Annotated in this window: 16 protein-coding genes; 8 read left to right on the forward strand and 8 right to left on the reverse strand. The window is 65.7% G+C overall.

Annotated features, from left to right (window positions below; translation table 11 throughout):
* Nucleotides 1-107: 107 nt before the first annotated feature.
* Nucleotides 108-2,009, forward strand: coding sequence for an Hsp70 family protein (locus ACTXG6_RS33390; RefSeq protein WP_445183374.1), 1,902 nt, complete (start codon nt 108-110; stop codon nt 2,007-2,009).
* 653 nt (nt 2,010-2,662) lie between these two features.
* Here the strand turns inward: ACTXG6_RS33390 and ACTXG6_RS33395 are convergent.
* Nucleotides 2,663-4,363, reverse strand: coding sequence for an IS1634 family transposase (locus tag ACTXG6_RS33395; protein ID WP_445190161.1), 1,701 nt, complete (start codon nt 4,361-4,363; stop codon nt 2,663-2,665).
* Nucleotides 4,364-4,519: 156 nt separating this feature from the next.
* On the opposite strand from ACTXG6_RS33395, the gene ACTXG6_RS33400 reads away from it, so the two are divergent.
* Nucleotides 4,520-4,939 (forward strand): family 43 glycosylhydrolase, encoded by a 420-nt coding sequence (locus ACTXG6_RS33400; RefSeq protein WP_445183375.1) that lies wholly within the window; start codon nt 4,520-4,522, stop codon nt 4,937-4,939.
* A 504-nt stretch (nt 4,940-5,443) separates the two neighbouring features.
* On the opposite strand, the gene ACTXG6_RS33405 is transcribed toward ACTXG6_RS33400, so the two are convergent.
* From ACTXG6_RS33405 to ACTXG6_RS33415, 3 genes are all read right to left on the reverse strand, one after another.
* Nucleotides 5,444-6,550, reverse strand: coding sequence for a hypothetical protein (locus ACTXG6_RS33405; RefSeq protein ID WP_445183376.1), 1,107 nt, complete (start codon nt 6,548-6,550; stop codon nt 5,444-5,446).
* Nucleotides 6,551-6,649: 99 nt separating this feature from the next.
* Nucleotides 6,650-6,928, reverse strand: coding sequence for a DUF4873 domain-containing protein (locus ACTXG6_RS33410; RefSeq protein WP_445183377.1), 279 nt, complete (start codon nt 6,926-6,928; stop codon nt 6,650-6,652).
* Between the two features lie 288 nt (nt 6,929-7,216).
* Entirely contained in the window at nt 7,217-8,200 is a 984-nt protein-coding gene (locus ACTXG6_RS33415; RefSeq protein ID WP_445190162.1) for an undecaprenyl-diphosphate phosphatase, read from the reverse strand.
* 272 nt (nt 8,201-8,472) lie between these two features.
* Here ACTXG6_RS33415 and ACTXG6_RS33420 point away from each other — a divergent pair, with 272 nt between their 5' ends.
* The 4 genes from ACTXG6_RS33420 to ACTXG6_RS33435 all read left to right on the forward strand — a co-directional run bounded on the left by ACTXG6_RS33420 (nt 8,473) and on the right by ACTXG6_RS33435 (nt 12,089).
* The gene (locus ACTXG6_RS33420) at nt 8,473-8,622 is read left to right on the forward strand and encodes a hypothetical protein (protein WP_445183378.1); all 150 of its coding nucleotides are present in this window, start codon (nt 8,473-8,475) and stop codon (nt 8,620-8,622) included.
* Between the two features lie 56 nt (nt 8,623-8,678).
* Nucleotides 8,679-9,026 carry a helix-turn-helix domain-containing protein gene (locus tag ACTXG6_RS33425; protein WP_445183379.1) on the forward strand — a complete coding sequence of 116 codons (348 nt, stop codon included), beginning with the start codon at nt 8,679-8,681 and terminating at the stop codon, nt 9,024-9,026.
* A gap of 14 nt (nt 9,027-9,040) precedes the next feature.
* Nucleotides 9,041-10,075, forward strand: coding sequence for a transposase (locus ACTXG6_RS33430; protein ID WP_445183380.1), 1,035 nt, complete (start codon nt 9,041-9,043; stop codon nt 10,073-10,075).
* Between the two features lie 842 nt (nt 10,076-10,917).
* A protein-coding gene (locus tag ACTXG6_RS33435; protein ID WP_445183371.1) for an IS3 family transposase occupies nt 10,918-12,089 on the forward strand; the annotation gives its coding sequence in 2 pieces (ribosomal slippage) (nt 10,918-11,182 and nt 11,182-12,089; 1,173 coding nt in all).
* A 331-nt stretch (nt 12,090-12,420) separates the two neighbouring features.
* Here ACTXG6_RS33435 and ACTXG6_RS33440 read toward each other — a convergent pair.
* Nucleotides 12,421-13,305 carry an IS3 family transposase gene (locus ACTXG6_RS33440; protein WP_445183381.1) on the reverse strand — a complete coding sequence of 295 codons (885 nt, stop codon included), beginning with the start codon at nt 13,303-13,305 and terminating at the stop codon, nt 12,421-12,423.
* Nucleotides 13,306-13,421: 116 nt separating this feature from the next.
* Here ACTXG6_RS33440 and ACTXG6_RS33445 point away from each other — a divergent pair.
* Nucleotides 13,422-14,593 (forward strand): IS3 family transposase gene (locus tag ACTXG6_RS33445; RefSeq protein WP_445183371.1). Its coding sequence is split into 2 segments (ribosomal slippage): nt 13,422-13,686 and nt 13,686-14,593, totalling 1,173 coding nucleotides; the frame shifts between segments, so codons are not numbered across the junction.
* Here the strand turns inward: ACTXG6_RS33445 and ACTXG6_RS33450 are convergent.
* A complete protein-coding gene (locus tag ACTXG6_RS33450; RefSeq protein WP_445190163.1) occupies nt 14,511-14,939 on the reverse strand; it encodes a transposase in 429 nt (142 codons plus the stop codon). The genes ACTXG6_RS33445 and ACTXG6_RS33450 overlap by 83 nt on opposite strands.
* A gap of 194 nt (nt 14,940-15,133) precedes the next feature.
* Here ACTXG6_RS33450 and ACTXG6_RS33455 point away from each other — a divergent pair, with 194 nt between their 5' ends.
* Nucleotides 15,134-16,207, forward strand: a complete 1,074-nt coding sequence (locus ACTXG6_RS33455) for an IS110 family transposase (protein ID WP_445183368.1) — start codon at nt 15,134-15,136, stop codon at nt 16,205-16,207.
* Between the two features lie 205 nt (nt 16,208-16,412).
* Here ACTXG6_RS33455 and ACTXG6_RS33460 read toward each other — a convergent pair whose 3' ends face one another.
* Nucleotides 16,413-16,991, reverse strand: coding sequence for a hypothetical protein (locus tag ACTXG6_RS33460; protein WP_445183382.1), 579 nt, complete (start codon nt 16,989-16,991; stop codon nt 16,413-16,415).
* 452 nt (nt 16,992-17,443) lie between these two features.
* Complete coding sequence (locus tag ACTXG6_RS33465; protein ID WP_445183383.1) at nt 17,444-17,824, reverse strand: hypothetical protein; 381 nt, start codon at nt 17,822-17,824, stop codon at nt 17,444-17,446.
* Nucleotides 17,825-18,018: the final 194 nt, after the last annotated feature.

Consider the following 18,018-nt stretch of genomic DNA (forward strand, 5'->3'; position numbering starts at 1 on the left):
ACACGACAGGTCTATACCAGAAACAGACTGATAATTGCATGAGTGTGCCGGGGCGAAAGAGGGGACGGCGATAAGCTCATCCCCTAAGTCTAGGCTATTCTGGGAGCATGACGTACGCTCCCCAAGCGTTGGATTTCGCCACACCCCGCGATTATTGTCTCGGGGTCGATTTGGGTACCACATTCGTCGCGGCTGCCATCTGCGATGGGGGACGGCCGGAGATGGTCACCTTAGGTGGCCGTTCGGTAGTGATCCCGTCCGCGGTGTACCTCGATGACGATGGCGGGTTGTTGTGTGGTGAGCCTGCCGTTCACCGGTCTATGAGCGACCCGGATCGGGCCGCTCGGGACTTCTTCAAGCGGCGGTTGGGGGATCCGACGCCGCTGCGCATGGGCGGTGAGACGCGGTCGGTGACGCAGCTGCTCGCGGCGTTGCTCAGTGAGGTGCTGCTGGTGGTGACAGAGACCGAAGGTGTACCCCCGAGGCAGGTGATGCTCACCCATCCGGCGAACTGGGGACCTTTCCGGCGTGAGGTGTTCGCCGAGGTCGCCGAGTTGGCTGGCGTGGACGAACACCTCACCATGACCGAACCAGAGGCCGCCGCCGCGCATTACGCCGCCACCCGTGAGCTGGCCGAAGGCAAGCTGGTGGCGGTGTATGACCTGGGTGGGGGCACCTTCGATACGACGGTGCTGCGTGCGCACCAGGGCGGGGTTGAGATTCTGGGGGTACCCGAAGGGATCGAGCGCCTCGGCGGGATCGACTTCGACAACGCGTTGTTCGACCACCTCGACCACCTCTGCGACGGACAGCTGTCCGCGTTGAACGCCGACGATCCCCGAGCGGCGGTGACGTCGGCACGGCTGAAGCGAGACATCGTACTGGCCAAGGAACACCTGTCGGTCGACCCTCGCGCGAGCATCCCTGTATTCCTGCCTGACCGCACATTCGACGTGCACGTCACCCGTACGGCGTTCGAAGATCTGATCCGGGCGCATGTGGAGTCGACCGTCGTCGCGCTGCAACGCACCTTGCGCTCAGCGCGGGTGAGCGCCGACGACCTCGACGCGGTGCTGCTCGTCGGCGGGTCGTCGCGGATCCCATTGGTCGCCGAGATGGTCACCGAAGCGCTAGGGCGCCCCGCCGCGGTGGATACACACCCGAAGTACGCCGTGGCCCTCGGCGCGGCAGCAATCGCCGCGCAGGTAGAACCAACCCGACAGACGGTGGGGACCGCGGCAACCCGATCGGCGATGCCCGTCGGCGCCCGCGATGCGGACAGCCCCCGGGCTCGCCCGATGACCCCCCTGTCCGCACAGAGTCAAGTACCTGTGTTGGCAGGCCACCCCCACCACCTCGACGGTCAAAGATCCATCACGCTGGAAGTCGGGTCGTCCACGTCGAGGATGAGTGTTCCCTCGGGTGTCGCGCTCATCGAGAGGCTCATAGCGCAGGACGCGGCCGGCGACAGAAACGACGGACGGTCTCCCCTGGCCCTGGTAGACACCGGGCACCCGCTGGCCGACCCGATCGCCGGTCAGGAGCGGACCAGGCCCGCGCTCGCCAAGGTACTCGTGGGAGCGCTAGCTCTCGCGGGACTCACCGGCGCGGGCTTTCTGACCCACAGCCCAGGGCCTCCAGTTCTCGACGCTGCCGCCCCAGCCCAGGCGTGCACGACGGACTGCGACAGCGGGCTGCCCCCGAGCTCCTCCTCGCGGCCATCCGCGCCACTGCCCACCGGGGCCACCGACACCACCCCGGCCGCGGTGGTGCATCGGCGCTCACCCGTCCCCGCGTCGAACATCCCACCAACCGAGCCCACCACTACCCTCGCCAGCGACAACCCCACCGTCGACAGAACACACGGCGGTAGGACTGGCACTGATAAGAAGACCGACAAAAAGAGCATCGGCAAAAAGAGTAACCGAACGAAGAGCATCGGCAAGAAGAGCGGCGGGAAGCATAGAAAATCGTCCTACACCTCGCCGCTATCCGACGATATTGTCTGAGGGCCAATACCGCCAAGGTAGGGGTACACGGTCTGCAGGCCTCCCGACACGCGACGGACCTGCCGAGACGTATTGGATGCCGTCGTCGTGATCGCTCCCCTGGCGCCCCGCGTTGACGAATCTGGTGGCGACGATGCCCGCTCGCCGAACAGAGAGCATTGCACCCAGTGCTGTCCCGGCGTCGAAGGCTTCGTGCACTACGGCATCACCATGGGCGACCATTCGACCCTGGACACGCACCCTTGACTGAAAGGCGAAGAGGCCGGGCCCGACGAACGGTCCTGAGAATCCCAACCGTTGCACAGAGTTGATCACCCGCATCGCCGCCGGCGAGGCCGGGTAGCGCCGGCTTCGTATCGCTATTCGCCAGGGCCAGCCGACACTCAGGTCGGGGTGTGCCGGTGTCCCGGTTTGGGCTCTCATGGCGCGGTCGCCGTTGGTGCGCGGGTCGTTCGTCACCGAACGGCAGTACCTACGACTCTTACTCGACCGCCAGCGGCTACCGCGACGGCGTCCCGTTGGACCCGGGTTCCGCAGTTGAGAGGCACATGGGCGGGTCGGATTCGGGGTTTGACCTGGGGGAACGCCCGTGAGGGCGCGGAGGGGGCGTGTGCCTACGCCGTTCGCCAGGCTCGGGTGGGTGTTTTGCCTGGTCAGGCCGGGTCTAGCGCGGTCACGGTGGTCGGGGCGGATACCTGACAATCGCGCAGAATGGCCGCCTGGGCGGTGGTGAGCGGTGTGGTGTGCACGGCGGTGCCGGCGCTGCCGGTCAGCGTCACGGCGTGGACCCGGCTGAGTTCGGTGTTGATGCGCCGCCAGGTCATGCCGGCGCGACGTTCGGCGAGGCGCACGAGCAGTAGCGCCAACCAGCACAGCAGGACGTGGGCACGGATGCGGTGTTCGAGCCGGTGGAAGACCGGCCGCAGTAGCAGGCTGGACTTGAGGTCGCGGAATCCGCGCTCGGCTTCCAGGAGGTTCTTGTAGCCCAGGGCGGTGTCCTCGGCGCTGAGGTGTGGGTCGGAGGTGGCGATGAGGTACTTGCCGTCCAGCCGTTCCTCCTGCTTGATCTTCGCGCGGTTGAGTGACAACCTGCCGGTCGGTGACTGGTGCAGCCAGCGGCCCAGGGTCGGGTGATCGCGCAGTGCGCATTCGGCCTTGGTGTGCGCGGCTTCAGCCTTCTGTCGGGTTGTCGCGTTCGTCTTCTTGCGGTCGCGTTCGCGTGCCTGCTTGATCCGCTCGAGCTCGGCTTCCAGTCGGGTGAGCGCGTCTTCGCGTTGGGTGCGGTCGCGCTCGGCCTGTTCGGGGTTGTGACAGATGACGAACCGCACGTCGGTGTCAGCTCCGAGGCGGACTTCCTTGATTCGCAGGTTCTCTTTGACCTGCTGGTAGCGGCCCTGACGGGCGAGTACTTGCTCGACCAGCGGATTCCCGTCGCGCATGCGCATCCCGGCGATGAAGTGCCCGCCGGCGCGGCGCAGATAGGCCAGGTTGTCCGCGCTGGAGAATCCGCGGTCGACGACGGTGATGACGCGTCCGAGGCGCCAGCCGCGCATGTCGTCCTTCACTCCGGGCAGGATTGCCTGATCGGACGTGTTGCCGGGCCAGCACCACACGCGCACCGGGATGCCCTCCTTGGTGACGGCCAGCCCGATGACGATCTGCGGGAGGTCGTCACGGTGGTCCTTGGAGTGGCCGTAACGGCGGAACGCCTCGTCGCCGCTGTCCTCGGTGTCGCGCTCGAAATAGGTGGACGTGGTGTCGAAGAACAGCAGGTCGACCTCGAGGTTGAGCAGGTTGGCCACGGCGAAGAACACCGCTTCCTGTACCTCGGCCTGGGCGTCGGCCTCCACCAGCAGGTCCATGGCGCGGTAGGCCTGGTCCTCGTCCATCGACTCGAGTCCGTCGATCGCCACGTCGTGGCTGGCCCACTCGCCCGCGGAGAGCTTCGACATCGGGTCGATGGCCCGGTTGGCGACCAGCGCGAACAGCACCCGCTCCACGTCGGTGGCGAACCGGCGCGGCCCGAGTACCTTGCGCAGCGCGGTGTCGATCTCCAGCGCCCGCCACAGCCCGTCGAGCAGGTGCACCGCCCCTACCGGGCGTGAGCCGGTCACGGACAGCCCGTCCCCGACCAGCTGCGTGGCATCCGCCACCGCCCCATCAGCGGTGCCCAGGTAGCGGTTGATCGAGGTGACCAGCCGCGCCAGCCCGTCGCGGTCGAGCTGGTCCTCCCGGCCCAGGTTCAACAGCACCTGCGCCTGCGTGACCCCGTCCACCCGACGGTTGTGCGCCAGCTGCACGTATCGCACGACCGTGCCGTCCCGGTTCTTCCGCTGCGTCGCCCGCAGATACATGCCCACCAGCCGACCAGGAACAGCCAGCGTGATCAAGCCCGACACCACAAGTCGTGTGCCCACGCTTTTCGGAGATTCCGAGGACGCCGCAGACCCACTACCAGCACAAACACGAATCAGAAGGAGCCTATGTGCCCATCAACCGCGGAACTCGGGTTGGAGAGCTGGGTCGCCAAGGACCGCTCAGGCAGCGTCTGGGCACCCGAAGTGGCGGTACGCAGCGACGGCAGCTATCTCCTCTACTTCACCGCCCACGCAGCGGCCCCGTACAACGTGCAATGCATCGGCGCGGCGCTGGCCACTTCGCCGAAAGGACCGTTCCACTCGGTCGGGAACCAGCCGCTGGTGTGTCACCCGCACGAGGTCAGCATCGACCCAGACGCATTCACCGATACCGACGGATCGCAGTATTTGCTCTACAGCAGCGGGCGCGGCAGCGCAACGATCTGGGCCCAGCAGGTCTCCCGCGACGGTCTCACCCCGATCGGTGACCGCCGAGCCCTGATCAACGCAGACCGTCCTGAGGAAGGCAACATTGTGGAAGCTCCCGCGATGGTCAGGCACGGCACGGAGTAGGTTCGCCGAGTCCGGCGACCACCGCCGCGGTGCCCCAGACAGCCGAGTCCTCGACCAAACAGCGCGACAACTAGGCCAGCGATATGGGGCCACCGCCGCCGTGACCGCGAGTCATCTGCATAGTCTGCGGGCGATCCGCGAGGAGCTACAACGGTTGGAGCGGGCCCTGTGCGGAGGCCCACCAGCCGATCTCTACCGCAAGCACCCACGTGTCTCAGTCCATCGCGGACGCATTCGGGTTCCTTCCGGAAACACCACACACTTCGACGTACACGGCGGGATCAAGAGGCTCATCACCCGCCTCATCGGCGTCGGGTGGATGGGTCGCTGCGTTCCTGGGCATGAGAACGTTCATGCTCGCCGAGGCGATCTTCGCGGGGCAGAACGGTAGGCCTGCTCCTGATGAGCCGAGCCCGCTCTGGGCAGCGCGCGTTGTGCCCGGTGATAGCGGTGCCCAGGTCTTCTGCTAAGCGCGACCGTGTGTTGTCCCCGGCGATGGTTGGGTCAGGGGGTTCCGCCGGAGGGGGGTCCTTGATAGCCGGGTTGTGAGGAGTCGTCGATTCCGACTTCGTAGCCGGTGCCGGGGGCGATTGTGTTGCCGGAGATTTTGGCTCCAGTGGCGTTGTTTTGCAGTGACCATGCGTGATTGATCTGGGCAACGACGTTGTTGGTGATGGTGGCGTTCTGGACGTCGTCGAAGACGACCGCAGCTTGGCCTCGTGTTTGGCAATAGTTGTTGGTGAACGAGAAATCCGTGGTTTGATCTTGGCCGCCGACACCTCCCGGGGACCTGGGGCCAAGCGCTCGCAGACAGCTGTAAGCGGCGTTTTCACAGCGGTTGTTATCGATCTGCACGTGGTGGCTGGGCCGCTGACCAGTACGCTGGGAGGTGAAGGCATCGATGCAGTTGGCCTGTGGCGTGCCGTTGCCACTGATGTGGCCGAGGGTGTTGTGCAGGATTTTGATGTTGTCACCGGAGAAGGTGACGTTGTCCGAGCCAGGACTGGTGGGGTTTCGGGCAACTGTGTTCCGCAGGGTGACGTTGTTACCTGCGATGGCGACCTCTGGTGATTTGGCATTCAGCACGGTGAAGCCGTCCACGATGACGTTGCCGGCTTCGACGTCGATACCGTTGACCCGGGTGTGCCCATCGCCCACGACTTGGACGGGGGCCTGCTCGGTACCGGAGTAGTTGACCTTCATACGCCAATTGCTCAAGTCCCCGGTGATGCACACCTTGTCACCGGGTGCCGCTTTGTCCAGGGCTTGCTTGGCCGAAGCGGGGTCGGTCCCAGTGGCGGTGCAGCCGGAAGGGGCGGGCAGCGGCCGGATCGCGCCCCGGCCACCTGGCGCGGTCGCCGCCAATCCCGCTGTTTCAGTGGGAATGTGGATCTCGGGCGCGCTGGGCGGCGGCGCGGCCGGGGCCCCGGTCGCTCCAGCTGAGCAGCCGGTCAACACGGCCAGGACGAGCAGCAGCGCCGCCGGCAGCGCGAAACGCAGCGTTGTCCGTATCAGCGGCCGCCACCGACGGCGCCTGTGGTGCACCGCGTCCGCGTGTATGGCGACCGGGTGCGGGGATGAGGCCCTCGAAGCCTCGGGACGAGAGAGCACGGCGGTTCTCCTCGTGACGTGTGGGGCGCACAAATCCCGCCCGGCGCGATGCGGTAATCGACGATTCATCCGCGCTAATGACCCGCCCGGCTACCGTGTTCACCCGCGTAGGAATCCGCTGACGGTGATGCTGCCGGCGGACCAGGCGGTCTCCGCACTCAACAAGACATGACCTTCGTGGCCGTCTGGAAGTCGGATCATCAGGCCGTACTGGCTCATACTCTTCACGACGAGGGTCAACTCGCTTCGGTCGCCGTGGTCGATATGCCCGGCCCAGGTCTCGGAACCATCAGGATCTGTCCTCGATCGCAGATCCACGGTCACCTCGATCTCACCACCCCGGGAGACGATCATGGCTGGCCCGTTATAGCTGGCCATGTCTCCTCCTTGCGTGAACCCGAATCTTCCGGCTCCATCGTCGTGGCCGAACGTGTGTCTGCCGTGAAGTGAAGCGCGCTTATCAGCAACGGGTCGAGGTCGTCCTTTCCCGGGTCACAGGCTCGGCCATGACAGGGCCTGACCTCAGCTGCCTGCACAGCGTCCCGGCGCGTCCGGCACCACCGATCGGAGGCGCCCACCCCCGCTCCTGCACGCTCTACCGGCAGGATTCTGCAAGGCCGGTCCTGCCGCACCGCGACCCATTTGTAGGGATGAGTAGTGCGATGGTCAGCGAACGGCGAACCAGACCAGGCACGCCGCACCCACAACGACGCAATACCAGCCGAAAGGCCGCAGGGAGCGGGTGGCGAAATAGCGGGTCAGAAACCGCACGGACAGATACGCACCTACCCCGGACAGCACACTGCCGAGCAGGATCTGCCCGCGGATCCCGTCGCCCAACGGACCAGCGAGGTCCCCGAGCTTGAGCAAGCCCGCGGCGGCAATGACCGGGGTCGCCAGTAAGAAGGAGAACCGGGCGGCGTCCTCATGCGACAGCCCAGCCCGCAGTCCGGCGACCATGGTGATGCCCGATCTGCTGATCCCCGGCGCCAGCGCCGCGATCTGCGCCGCCGCGATCAACACCGCGCGGCCCACCCCTTGCCCAGCCAACCGGGCATCCGATGCCGGGCCGGACACCCGTTCATCGATGTAACCAGTGGCGCCCTCCCCGACCTCAACCTCCTCCCCCACGTGGCCGCTACCCTCCGCGGCGGCACCTTGCGCGTGCCGCCCGCCCACTACCGGCGCCCCCCGGTTATTGGACCGACGGCGCAGCTGCTCGCCGCCGAGCAGGATCAGCCCGTTGAAAAGCAGGAACGCCGCGGTCGGCACCGCCTTGGACAGCACCGTGCGGAAGGTGTGCTCGAGCAGCAACCCGGAGATACCGACCGGAATCGTGCCCAGCACCAGCAGCCACGCCAGGCGTTGGTCGACGTCGCGGACCTCGCGACGCACGACACTGCTCACCAGCCCGCGCACGATCCGCACCCAGTCCCGCCAGAAGTAGATCACCAGCGCAAGCGCGGTCGCTACGTGCAGGCCCACGATGAACGCCAGGTACGGCGACTCCGGCGAGCTGACATCCAAATCCCGCGCCCACGACCCACCGATCACCGCGGGCAACAAGATGCTGTGGCCCAGACTGGAAACAGGAAACAACTCAGCCACCCCCTGCAGGGCACCGACCACAGCAGCCTCGACCCAGCTCAAACCCACAGTGCTGCACTCCCTAACCCGCTCCACGCCGGCATGCCCCACCAAATGACCGGCCTGATCCTGCCCCGGTGACCAACCCCCGGATATTCCCCAGGGCACCAGGCGTGCGACGTTGACCATATCGGCGACCGGCTGACGGGCTCGCTGGTCGATCTTCCTTGCGGATCCGGCGGATCTCTGGCACGCGTCTGCCGACGGGATCGGTGAAAACTCCGTATCCAGTCAACGCTTGCCCGAATACGGGGCCAGCGCGGGGGCTGGGGCCGGTGGCCGAGGATGGCGGTATGGATGTTGAACAGCCGTTGCCGCCGGTGGCGTTTTTCCAAACTGGGGCCACCCTGACTGCCACATTGGCAGTGTCGCTGTTTCTGCAGGTCCATTACTTCGAACGGATGTCTGATCGGGGCAACCTCTAGTGAGTCAGACTTTCTGGCATGGCCCCGATTTTGGGTCGGTCAGGGAGGATGAGGTCATGAGCCGGTCGAAGGCCCAGCCGCAGTTGCCGATCGAGGACAAGGTCCGGATTGTGTTGGCGGTGCTGGCTGGTGAGGTGACGTTGGCGGAGGCCGCCCGGCGCCATGGCGTGTCTGGGCAGTCGGTGGCGAACTGGCGGGATCGGTTCGTGGAGTCGGGTAAAGCGGGTCTGGACAACCAGCTGCCGGGCGGGGCTGGTCAGGCGGGTTCGCAGACTGAGCGGCGGCTGCGCGCGGAGGCTGAGCAGTTGAAGCTGGCGCTGGCCGAGGCCACGGTGCAGCTGCGGATCTGGCAGAAAGGTGCCGAGTACGTCGATCAGGTCCCTTCATCGACCTCGAGGCACTAAGGGCGGCAGCGGCATTGCCGGTCTCGAGGTTCGCGTCCCTGACCGGCATCCCGGAGCGGACGTATCGTCGCCGGCTCGCGCGGCTGCGTGGCGGTGTGCTGGTGAAGGGGCCGTGGCCGGCGCCGAAGGTGGACGCGGTCGAGGTGCTGGCTGCGAAATACGCCGCTGATTGGCCGGCCTGGGGGCATCGCAAGATCGCCGCGATGATGCGCGCCGACGGTCACGCGGTGTCGACTTCGACCGTGCAACGTGCCTTGCGCCGGCGGGGGCTGCTGCTGCCCCGTGGGTACCGGGCGGATCGCAAGTCGTGGGCGGTGCTGCGCCGGAAGGTGTTCCGGGACGCGCCGACCGAGCGTAATCGGGTCTGGCAGACCGATTTCTCCGAGTTCGAGACCACTGGCGGTGGGATCTGGCGGATCTGCGCGGTGATCGACTACGCGACCAAGTATTGCCTGGCCATCACCGTGACCCCGACCAGCCGGGGCGCCGACGCGCTGGCCTGTCTACAGCAGGCCGTGACTGAGGCCACCCGGCTGACCGGGCTGCCCGATCTGCGTGCCGACCGGGCGGTGATGGACATCCTCGACGCCGCTGACACGATCATCGGGCAGCTCCCGGCGCCGATCGCGGTGGTCTCCGACAACGGGCCGTGTTTCCGCGGTGAAGTGTTTGCTCGGGCCTTCGCCGGTGAGGACCCGCTGCTGCGCCATGTCCGCACTCGGGTCAAGAGCCCGCAGAGCAACGGAGTCGTCGAACGGTTCTTCGGCACCCTGAAATACGAGCACCTCTACCGCGGTGAGATCGGAGACGGTGACGCGCTCTCGGTCGAGGTCCACTGGTTCCGGCAGATCTATAACACCATCCGCCCGCACCAGGCCCTCGGCGACCGCACACCCCGCCAGGCCTACCAACCCTGTGACCTCTCCCCGGCCAGGCTCCCGCCGCCCCTGACCAGCGCCCGGCCCGCAGCCGGTGTCAAGCGCTCTCTGCTTGACACCGGCGAGGACCGGCGCAACATCCACAACGGCGGGAACCTGCCAACTCCTTGACTCAAGACAAACCGGCATACCAGGCAGGGACCGTTATGGGCGCTGGTGTTGGCCGGTGTGGTGTTCGTCGGTGAGGCCGCCGCGTTGTCGGCTCTGGTGCACGGCTCCACCCGGCTACGCGAGGTGTACCGGGCATTGGCCGCTGAGGGTTTGCTGCTGATGTCTACGGCCCCGGAGGGCCCGAGGGTGGTCAGCAAAACACTACGCCGAGAGCGAAGCACGCTCAGTGACCGGACGATTGGCGCGGTGTTGCTCCTGTCGGTGATTCCGCAAGGGAGGTCCGTGTTCTCATCGAGATGATATCTCGCACGTGCCCGGTGCTACCCGTCCGCAATCTGCGCGGGCAACCCGCAAGTCACATCACCACAGACCAGCAGCACCGGAGACAACTCCTTCCCCTTTCTCACCATCGCCACAGTCCGCAGCCACGCGAGGAATGTCTACCCCCAGCAACGCAAGCCCACTCGCGTGCATCATGTCCTTGGCCTTGTAATGCACAAGCGGTGCCATTTCCAACCGCCCCACCAACTCGGCGACCAGACCATCGTCCGCTATCAGCGACAAATACGACGACGCCGCCGGAAAATCGTGCTCACCAGGTTCAGCGTTCCACTACACCGCGCTCACCCAACCCACCCTCTCCCGAGACAATCCGCAGACAACCAACGCTAGCCCGTACGCACCTCACCTGCCTGCTCCGCGGCACAACGACAGCGCATCTGCACAAACGCACTTCGCGTCAAGGGCAACGAATCTCCAGGCGTCCTGTTGGCAATCTGGCGTGCCTCCCACATTTCGGATAGCGGACCCAATAAGGTTCCGTCCGAATTGGAGGAAGATCGATGCGGGAGAAGCGCCGGAGATTCAGCCCGGAGTTCAAGTCTGAGGCGGTTCGACTTGTGGTCGACACCTCGCGTCCTGTCGCTGAGGTTGCCCGCGAGATAGGCGTGCACGAAGGCACTCTCGGGAACTGGGTCAACAAGTATCGCGCCGAGCATGCCAGCGACGAGCCACCGTTGACTATGCCAGAGCGAGCACGCCTGCGGGAACTCGAGCGCGAGAACCGGGAATTGCGCATGAAAACCGAGTTCCTGGGAAAGGCAGCGGCCTTTTTCGCCCAGGAGTATCGGTGAGCGAGAAGTACTCGTTCATCGAGGCGGAGAAGGCGCACTACCCCATTCAGACAATGTGCGGCTGGTTGCGTGTGTCGACCTCAGGTTTCTACTCCTGGCGAGACCGGCCTGCCTCACACACGGCGATCCGTCGCGCACGACTGGGCGCGCTCGTCCAGGCGATCTTCGAGGAGTCGGACGGGACGTATGGCTATCGGCGGGTCCACGCGGCCCTGGCCCGCCAGGGCGAGGTATGCGGACCGGAGATGGTCCGCGACCTCATGTCTGAGCTGGATCTGGTCACCTGCCAGCCACGACCGTGGCGTCCGACCACGACCCAAGCCGGCGAGGGCGCCGCGAGCATCCCCGACTTGGTGGGTCGCGACTTCACCGCCGACGCGCCGGGCAAGAAGCTCGTCGGTGATATCACGTACCTGCCGACATGGCAGGGGTTCTGTTACCTGGCAACCGTGATCGACTGCTGCACCAAAGAATGCATCGGCTACGCGATCGCCGAGCATATGCGCGCCGAACTCGTCATCGACGCGCTCCGCATGGCCTCCCGAAACTACGACCTAGAAAGCGAAGCGATTTTCCATAGCGATCACGGATCCCAATATCTGAGCCAGGCCTTCGCCGAGGCGGCGGCTCAACTCGACATTCGACAATCAGTCGGCCGAGTAGGCTCATGTTTCGACAATGCCCTCGCCGAATCGTTCAACGCCACTCTGAAGGTGGAGCGCGTCAACCGCACCGCCTACCCTACAAGAGAACACGCCCGAAAGGATGTAACCCGATACATCGAGTTCCGCTATAATCTCAAGCGTCTCCACTCGGCGCTGGCCTACCGAACTCCACGAGAGGCCTACAACGAGTACCAAAATCAGCGGCAAGCGGCATAACAACACGAATAATAGCTATCCGAAAAACGCGGGGCAGCCCAATCCCCTGAAACCGTAGAGACTTCAGTTGGTGTGATCTTGTAGTTGGGTTGTGTCGTTCGCGTCGCGTGCCAGTCGGGCAGGCGCTGGCCTGCCCGCGCTGTGCGCCGGTTGGGGGCCGTCGAGGCTCCGAGGTCAAGGGCGGCCGTAGGCCGTCGCGGCAGCGATCGCGTCAGCGACCCTTGAGGTTGGAGGTGCGGTCCCCGTATCCTGCGCGGCGCGTAATGGGATTCAGCGGCGGCGCAGCCGCCTCCGTTGTGGTTGTGGTTGTGCTTGTGGGTGAGCATCTCGCTCAGGCCACCTCGGTGGCAGGGTCGTCGGGTTGGGCCAGCTCGTAGTCGATCGGGGAGATCATCCCGATGGAGGAGTGCCGTCGGGTGCGGTTGTACTCATCGATCCAGGCCGCGACCCGCCGCCGAGCGGCTGCCTTGGTCGGGAATTCTTCGCACGAGCGCAGCTCGAACTCCAGGGTGGAGTGCCACGACTCGATGACCGCGTTGTCCAGCGCCGATCCCGGCCGGCCCATTGATTGGCGGATGCCCAGTCGTATACAGGCCGCGCGGAACATCCCGGCGGTGTATTCGCTGCCCTGGTCGGTGTGCAATACCACCTCGGCCACTTGCCCGCCGCGCACCGCGACCGCCATCGCCAACGACCCGTAGGCCAGCTCGGCATCGTGGTGCTCGCTCAAGGCGAACCCGACGATGCGCCGCGAGCACACGTCCAGCACGCTGGCCAGTTGCAGTTTGCCTTCGGCGGTGTCGATCTCGGTGCCGTCACCGAACCAGCGCTGGTTGATCCGCCGTGCGGTGAAGTCCCGTTTGACCAGGTCCGGGGCGCGCCAGCGGCCCTTGCCCGGGCGGGTGGTGCCCCGCCGGTGATGTTTCGCCCTGGCCCGCAACCCTTGCTCGGCCATGAGCTCCGCGACGGTGTTCTGGGAGACCCGCCAGCCCATGTCGCGTAGATCCGCGGTGATCCTCGGTGCGCCGTAGGTGCCCCGGTGTTGGGCGAACAACGCCGCTACCAGCACGGCCTGCGCCCGCCGCCGCGCTCGCCGGGGCGAGGCGTCGCCGTGGCGCCACTTGTAGAACCAGGCCTGCGACACCCCCAACGCCCGGCACGCCACCGCGTGCGGAACCCCGTGTTCGGCCCTCTGGGCCGCGATGAACCCGGCCACGACTACCGCCGACCCGTCGCGTCCTTGACCCAGAGGGCCACCGAGCGCTTGTGGCGTGCCTCCCACATTTCGGATAGCGGACCCAATAAGGTTCCGTCCGAATTGGAGGAAGATCGATGCGGGAGAAGCGCCGGAGATTCAGCCCGGAGTTCAAGTCTGAGGCGGTTCGACTTGTGGTCGACACCTCGCGTCCTGTCGCTGAGGTTGCCCGCGAGATAGGCGTGCACGAAGGCACTCTCGGGAACTGGGTCAACAAGTATCGCGCCGAGCATGCCAGCGACGAGCCACCGTTGACTATGCCAGAGCGAGCACGCCTGCGGGAACTCGAGCGCGAGAACCGGGAATTGCGCATGAAAACCGAGTTCCTGGGAAAGGCAGCGGCCTTTTTCGCCCAGGAGTATCGGTGAGCGAGAAGTACTCGTTCATCGAGGCGGAGAAGGCGCACTACCCCATTCAGACAATGTGCGGCTGGTTGCGTGTGTCGACCTCAGGTTTCTACTCCTGGCGAGACCGGCCTGCCTCACACACGGCGATCCGTCGCGCACGACTGGGCGCGCTCGTCCAGGCGATCTTCGAGGAGTCGGACGGGACGTATGGCTATCGGCGGGTCCACGCGGCCCTGGCCCGCCAGGGCGAGGTATGCGGACCGGAGATGGTCCGCGACCTCATGTCTGAGCTGGATCTGGTCACCTGCCAGCCACGACCGTGGCGTCCGACCACGACCCAAGCCGGCGAGGGCGCCGCGAGCATCCCCGACTTGGTGGGTCGCGACTTCACCGCCGACGCGCCGGGCAAGAAGCTCGTCGGTGATATCACGTACCTGCCGACATGGCAGGGGTTCTGTTACCTGGCAACCGTGATCGACTGCTGCACCAAAGAATGCATCGGCTACGCGATCGCCGAGCATATGCGCGCCGAACTCGTCATCGACGCGCTCCGCATGGCCTCCCGAAACTACGACCTAGAAAGCGAAGCGATTTTCCATAGCGATCACGGATCCCAATATCTGAGCCAGGCCTTCGCCGAGGCGGCGGCTCAACTCGACATTCGACAATCAGTCGGCCGAGTAGGCTCATGTTTCGACAATGCCCTCGCCGAATCGTTCAACGCCACTCTGAAGGTGGAGCGCGTCAACCGCACCGCCTACCCTACAAGAGAACACGCCCGAAAGGATGTAACCCGATACATCGAGTTCCGCTATAATCTCAAGCGTCTCCACTCGGCGCTGGCCTACCGAACTCCACGAGAGGCCTACAACGAGTACCAAAATCAGCGGCAAGCGGCATAACAACACGAATAATAGCTATCCGAAAAACGCGGGGCAGCCCATTGAGCACATCACGCTCCATCGCCAGCTCGGCGTTCTCCCGCCGCAGCCGGGCCAGCTCGATCCGCTCGTCCTCGCTGAGTCGACCGTTGCCGTCCTTGGCCTGACGGTCCAAAGCCACCCAGTTGGCCAGCGTGCCCGGGTTGATCCCCAGGTCCTTCGCGATCTGCGCGATCGGGCGCCCGGTCTCGCGGACCAACCGGACCGCGCCCTCCTTGAAATCCTGATCTGTGAGTGTCGTTGCGGTACTCCTGGATGGAGAACCACCAGGCTCGGTGCCGGTGACCCGACGTGACTCAATCCTGATCTGGCCGCTTCAGCGTGCCCTTCGTTTGACCTGTCGGTCGTGGTTGCCGGCACCAGCCTGGCCCCACCAGTTGGCTTGATTAGAAGCATGTCCGCGCGAGCGTGACCCGTCACAGATCTGCCACCACGGTGACCCTCATCCAGGCCGGTGCCGACGTTGACCGCAACCCCTGGAAGGGCCCTCGGCCAGTGGTAATGCTCTCAGAAGTCACCGATGCAGTCATCGGTGCCGATACCCACCGCGACACTAACCAGCTCGAGATCGCTTACCCCAGCGGCGCGGTGATCGCCACCGCCTCGTTCGGCAACCACAACGCCGGCCATGCCGAGGCGTTGGCTTGGGTGTTCGACCATGCTCCTGGACCGAGGCTGGTGGTCTCGATCGAGGGGACCCGTAGCTACGGCGTCGGGCTGGGCCGCGCCGCGGCCGCCGTCGGGCTACCGGTGATCGAGGCCGAGCAACCCCGCCGCAAGACCCGCCGAGGCAAGGGCAAGTCCGACCCGATCGACGCGCATCTGGCGGTGCTGTTCGCTCTCGGCCTCGAGGTGAACAAGCTGCCCACCCCACGCGCGGACGGAGACCGGGAGGCCCTGCGTATCCTGCTGTGCGCGCGGGAGGATCTGACCACCACCAGCACCGCGCAGACCAACCGTCTCAAGGCGTTATTGCGAGATGGGGGCGACGCTGACCGTCGTCTCGCCTGCGGGAAACTCACCGCCGCCATGTTGTCTGAGCTGGTGAAACGTCGCCAACCTCGGGAGGCCAGTCGAGCCCAGGCCGTGCGTCACGCCGAGATCCGCCGCCTGGCCCTCGCACTACGCGAGGCCGCCCGGGCGCTGACGGCCAACAAGGCTGAGCTAGCCGCGATCGTCAACGACCTCGTTCCAGCGCTAACTGACCGGTGTGGGATCGGGCCGGTCACCGGCGCGCAAGCGATCGTCTCGTTCTCCCACCCCGGGCGGTGCCGTAACGACGCCGCGTACGCCGCCCTCGCCGGCACCAGCCCGATCGAGGCCTCCAGCGGGCGCACCGTGCGCCATCGACTCAACCGGGGTGGCGACCGAGCGCTCAACAGGGCCATCCACGTCATCGCCAACACCAGGATCCGCAGCGACCCCGCCACCCAGGCCTACGTGGCCCGGCGCACCACCGAAGGCAAGACCCCCAGGGAGATCCGGCGCTGCATCAAGCGCTACATCGCCCGCCAGCTCTTCCGCACCCTCACCACCGCGATGGCTCCCGCCACCGTCGCTGCACCCAGCCTATGAATCAGCGCCCGAACGGCCCTGGCCGCGCCAGCTCACACGACAGGAGGAACCCACATCAAACGGTCTTGACACACATAGACTTGACACACATAGAAGCGTCAAACTTCCGCCGTGACTCCGCCATCGCCCCCACCTCCTCTAAGGCGATGTCTCCACGTTACGAGGGGAAGCCCACTGTTCCGATCTTCCCAGAGTCGTTAGATGACTATTTTGGGGTGGAGGTCAGGTCGGGGTTATCGTTCTCGGTGATCGGGTCGCCGTCTTTGGCCGAGGTGCCTTCGACCGAGGAGATGAGGGAGTTGGCACCGGTGATGCCGCTGGCGTCACCGGTTTTGAGCTTGTCGAACGCGGCCTGAACCGTGTCGCCGATCTTGCCCAGTGGCGCGGCGATCGCCTTGCACAGGGTGGGGTTGGCCTTGACGTCCTCGCTGGCCAACCGGATCTCCCGCTTGACGAACAGTGCCGCCAAACCGCCCTTGATGAACCCGGTGATCCGCCCGCTGGCACCCTTTTTGAACGTACCCGCCTGGAACGGCTTGTACAGGTAGCGGTGGAACGCCCCGAACGCCAACCCGGTGTGCGCGAGGAACTTCGTCTTTGCGAACGCGATCGTGTTGCTGGCCGGGCAACTCTCATCGATCGGCGCGGCATCGGCCGCGCTCTCCGACGGATCAGCGGGCACCGAGCCGTCAACCGCGGCAGAAGCGCTCGCCGGTGGCGTCGTCGCGCTCTGGGCGCCCTTACCGCAGCCAGCGATCACCAACACCGGCAGCAGCAGGACCACCAGTATCCGGACTGCTCGAGACATCGTCATAGCGTCATATCCCCTCTAATCTCGGGAGTTACCTGTGCGGGTGCGTCGCCAAGGCCCCTACGGGTCCACCACCTCATCGGACGAGTCGATCCGCTACCGAAGATCTGGCGCTAGCCGCGCGCTTTGGCCTCATTGGTCCAAGTCGTGCACTCGCCCTCGGACAGCCCACGACGTTGCCATGCCCGGTCTCGATCATCTCTTTCAGATGCGCCCGGTTGCGATGGCGCAGCTCCTTGATCGAGTCCACCCCGATGCTCTGGGTAGCTCAGCTTGCTTAGAGCCGATGTCCTTGAGCTGGGCGAGGTCGTTCTCCACGTGACCGTGCTTGCCTTCATTACTGGTCACCACTGGTTCTCTCCCTCTGAGCGTCGGTCGCGCAGTGATTTGAGCAAACAGATCATGCCCGACCTGATCATCGGACGCTACGCGGAAACGCCCCGCCATTCGCCACGTCCGGGTAGAACAACGACGTCGGCGGCCGATGCGCAGTCTTCCCGGTAATCAGCCGGTGTCGGACAGCATTTGCCCGAGGATCTCGGTCGCCAAGATTCGGCCTCGGAGCAGGTGTCCAGCGAGGACCGGACGGCGAGGCCGTTGTCGTCGGCGGTGACGATCACCTGACTGTCGTCGGCGACGCCGACCCGGGTCGAGCACCGCGCTTCCGACCCGGCGGCCCGGTCTCTGGTGTGCACCGCCGGGTAGTGCGCGATGCTGGTCTGCTCGAAAAACGAATAGTCCTCGCGATGCCCGGAGACGTCGTTCAGCCCGATATGCGGGGCGGCGCCGGCGGTGTAGAGCGGCACTCGCGGCCGGGTCGGTGTCCAGCGGCAGACCGGTCCGTCGGATCCGGCTGTGACGGTGCCCGGGACCGCCAGGTGCCGGCGCGTCGCCGGGTCGTCGCGCAGCAGGTCGCATGGTTTGACGGCGAACATGCTGACGGCGAGCGGGTCAAGGGTGACCGCGGGCACCGGCAGACTGTTGTCCGCCGCAGCCGCCG

The sequence above is a fragment of the Pseudonocardia sp. Cha107L01 genome, assembly GCF_052566575.1.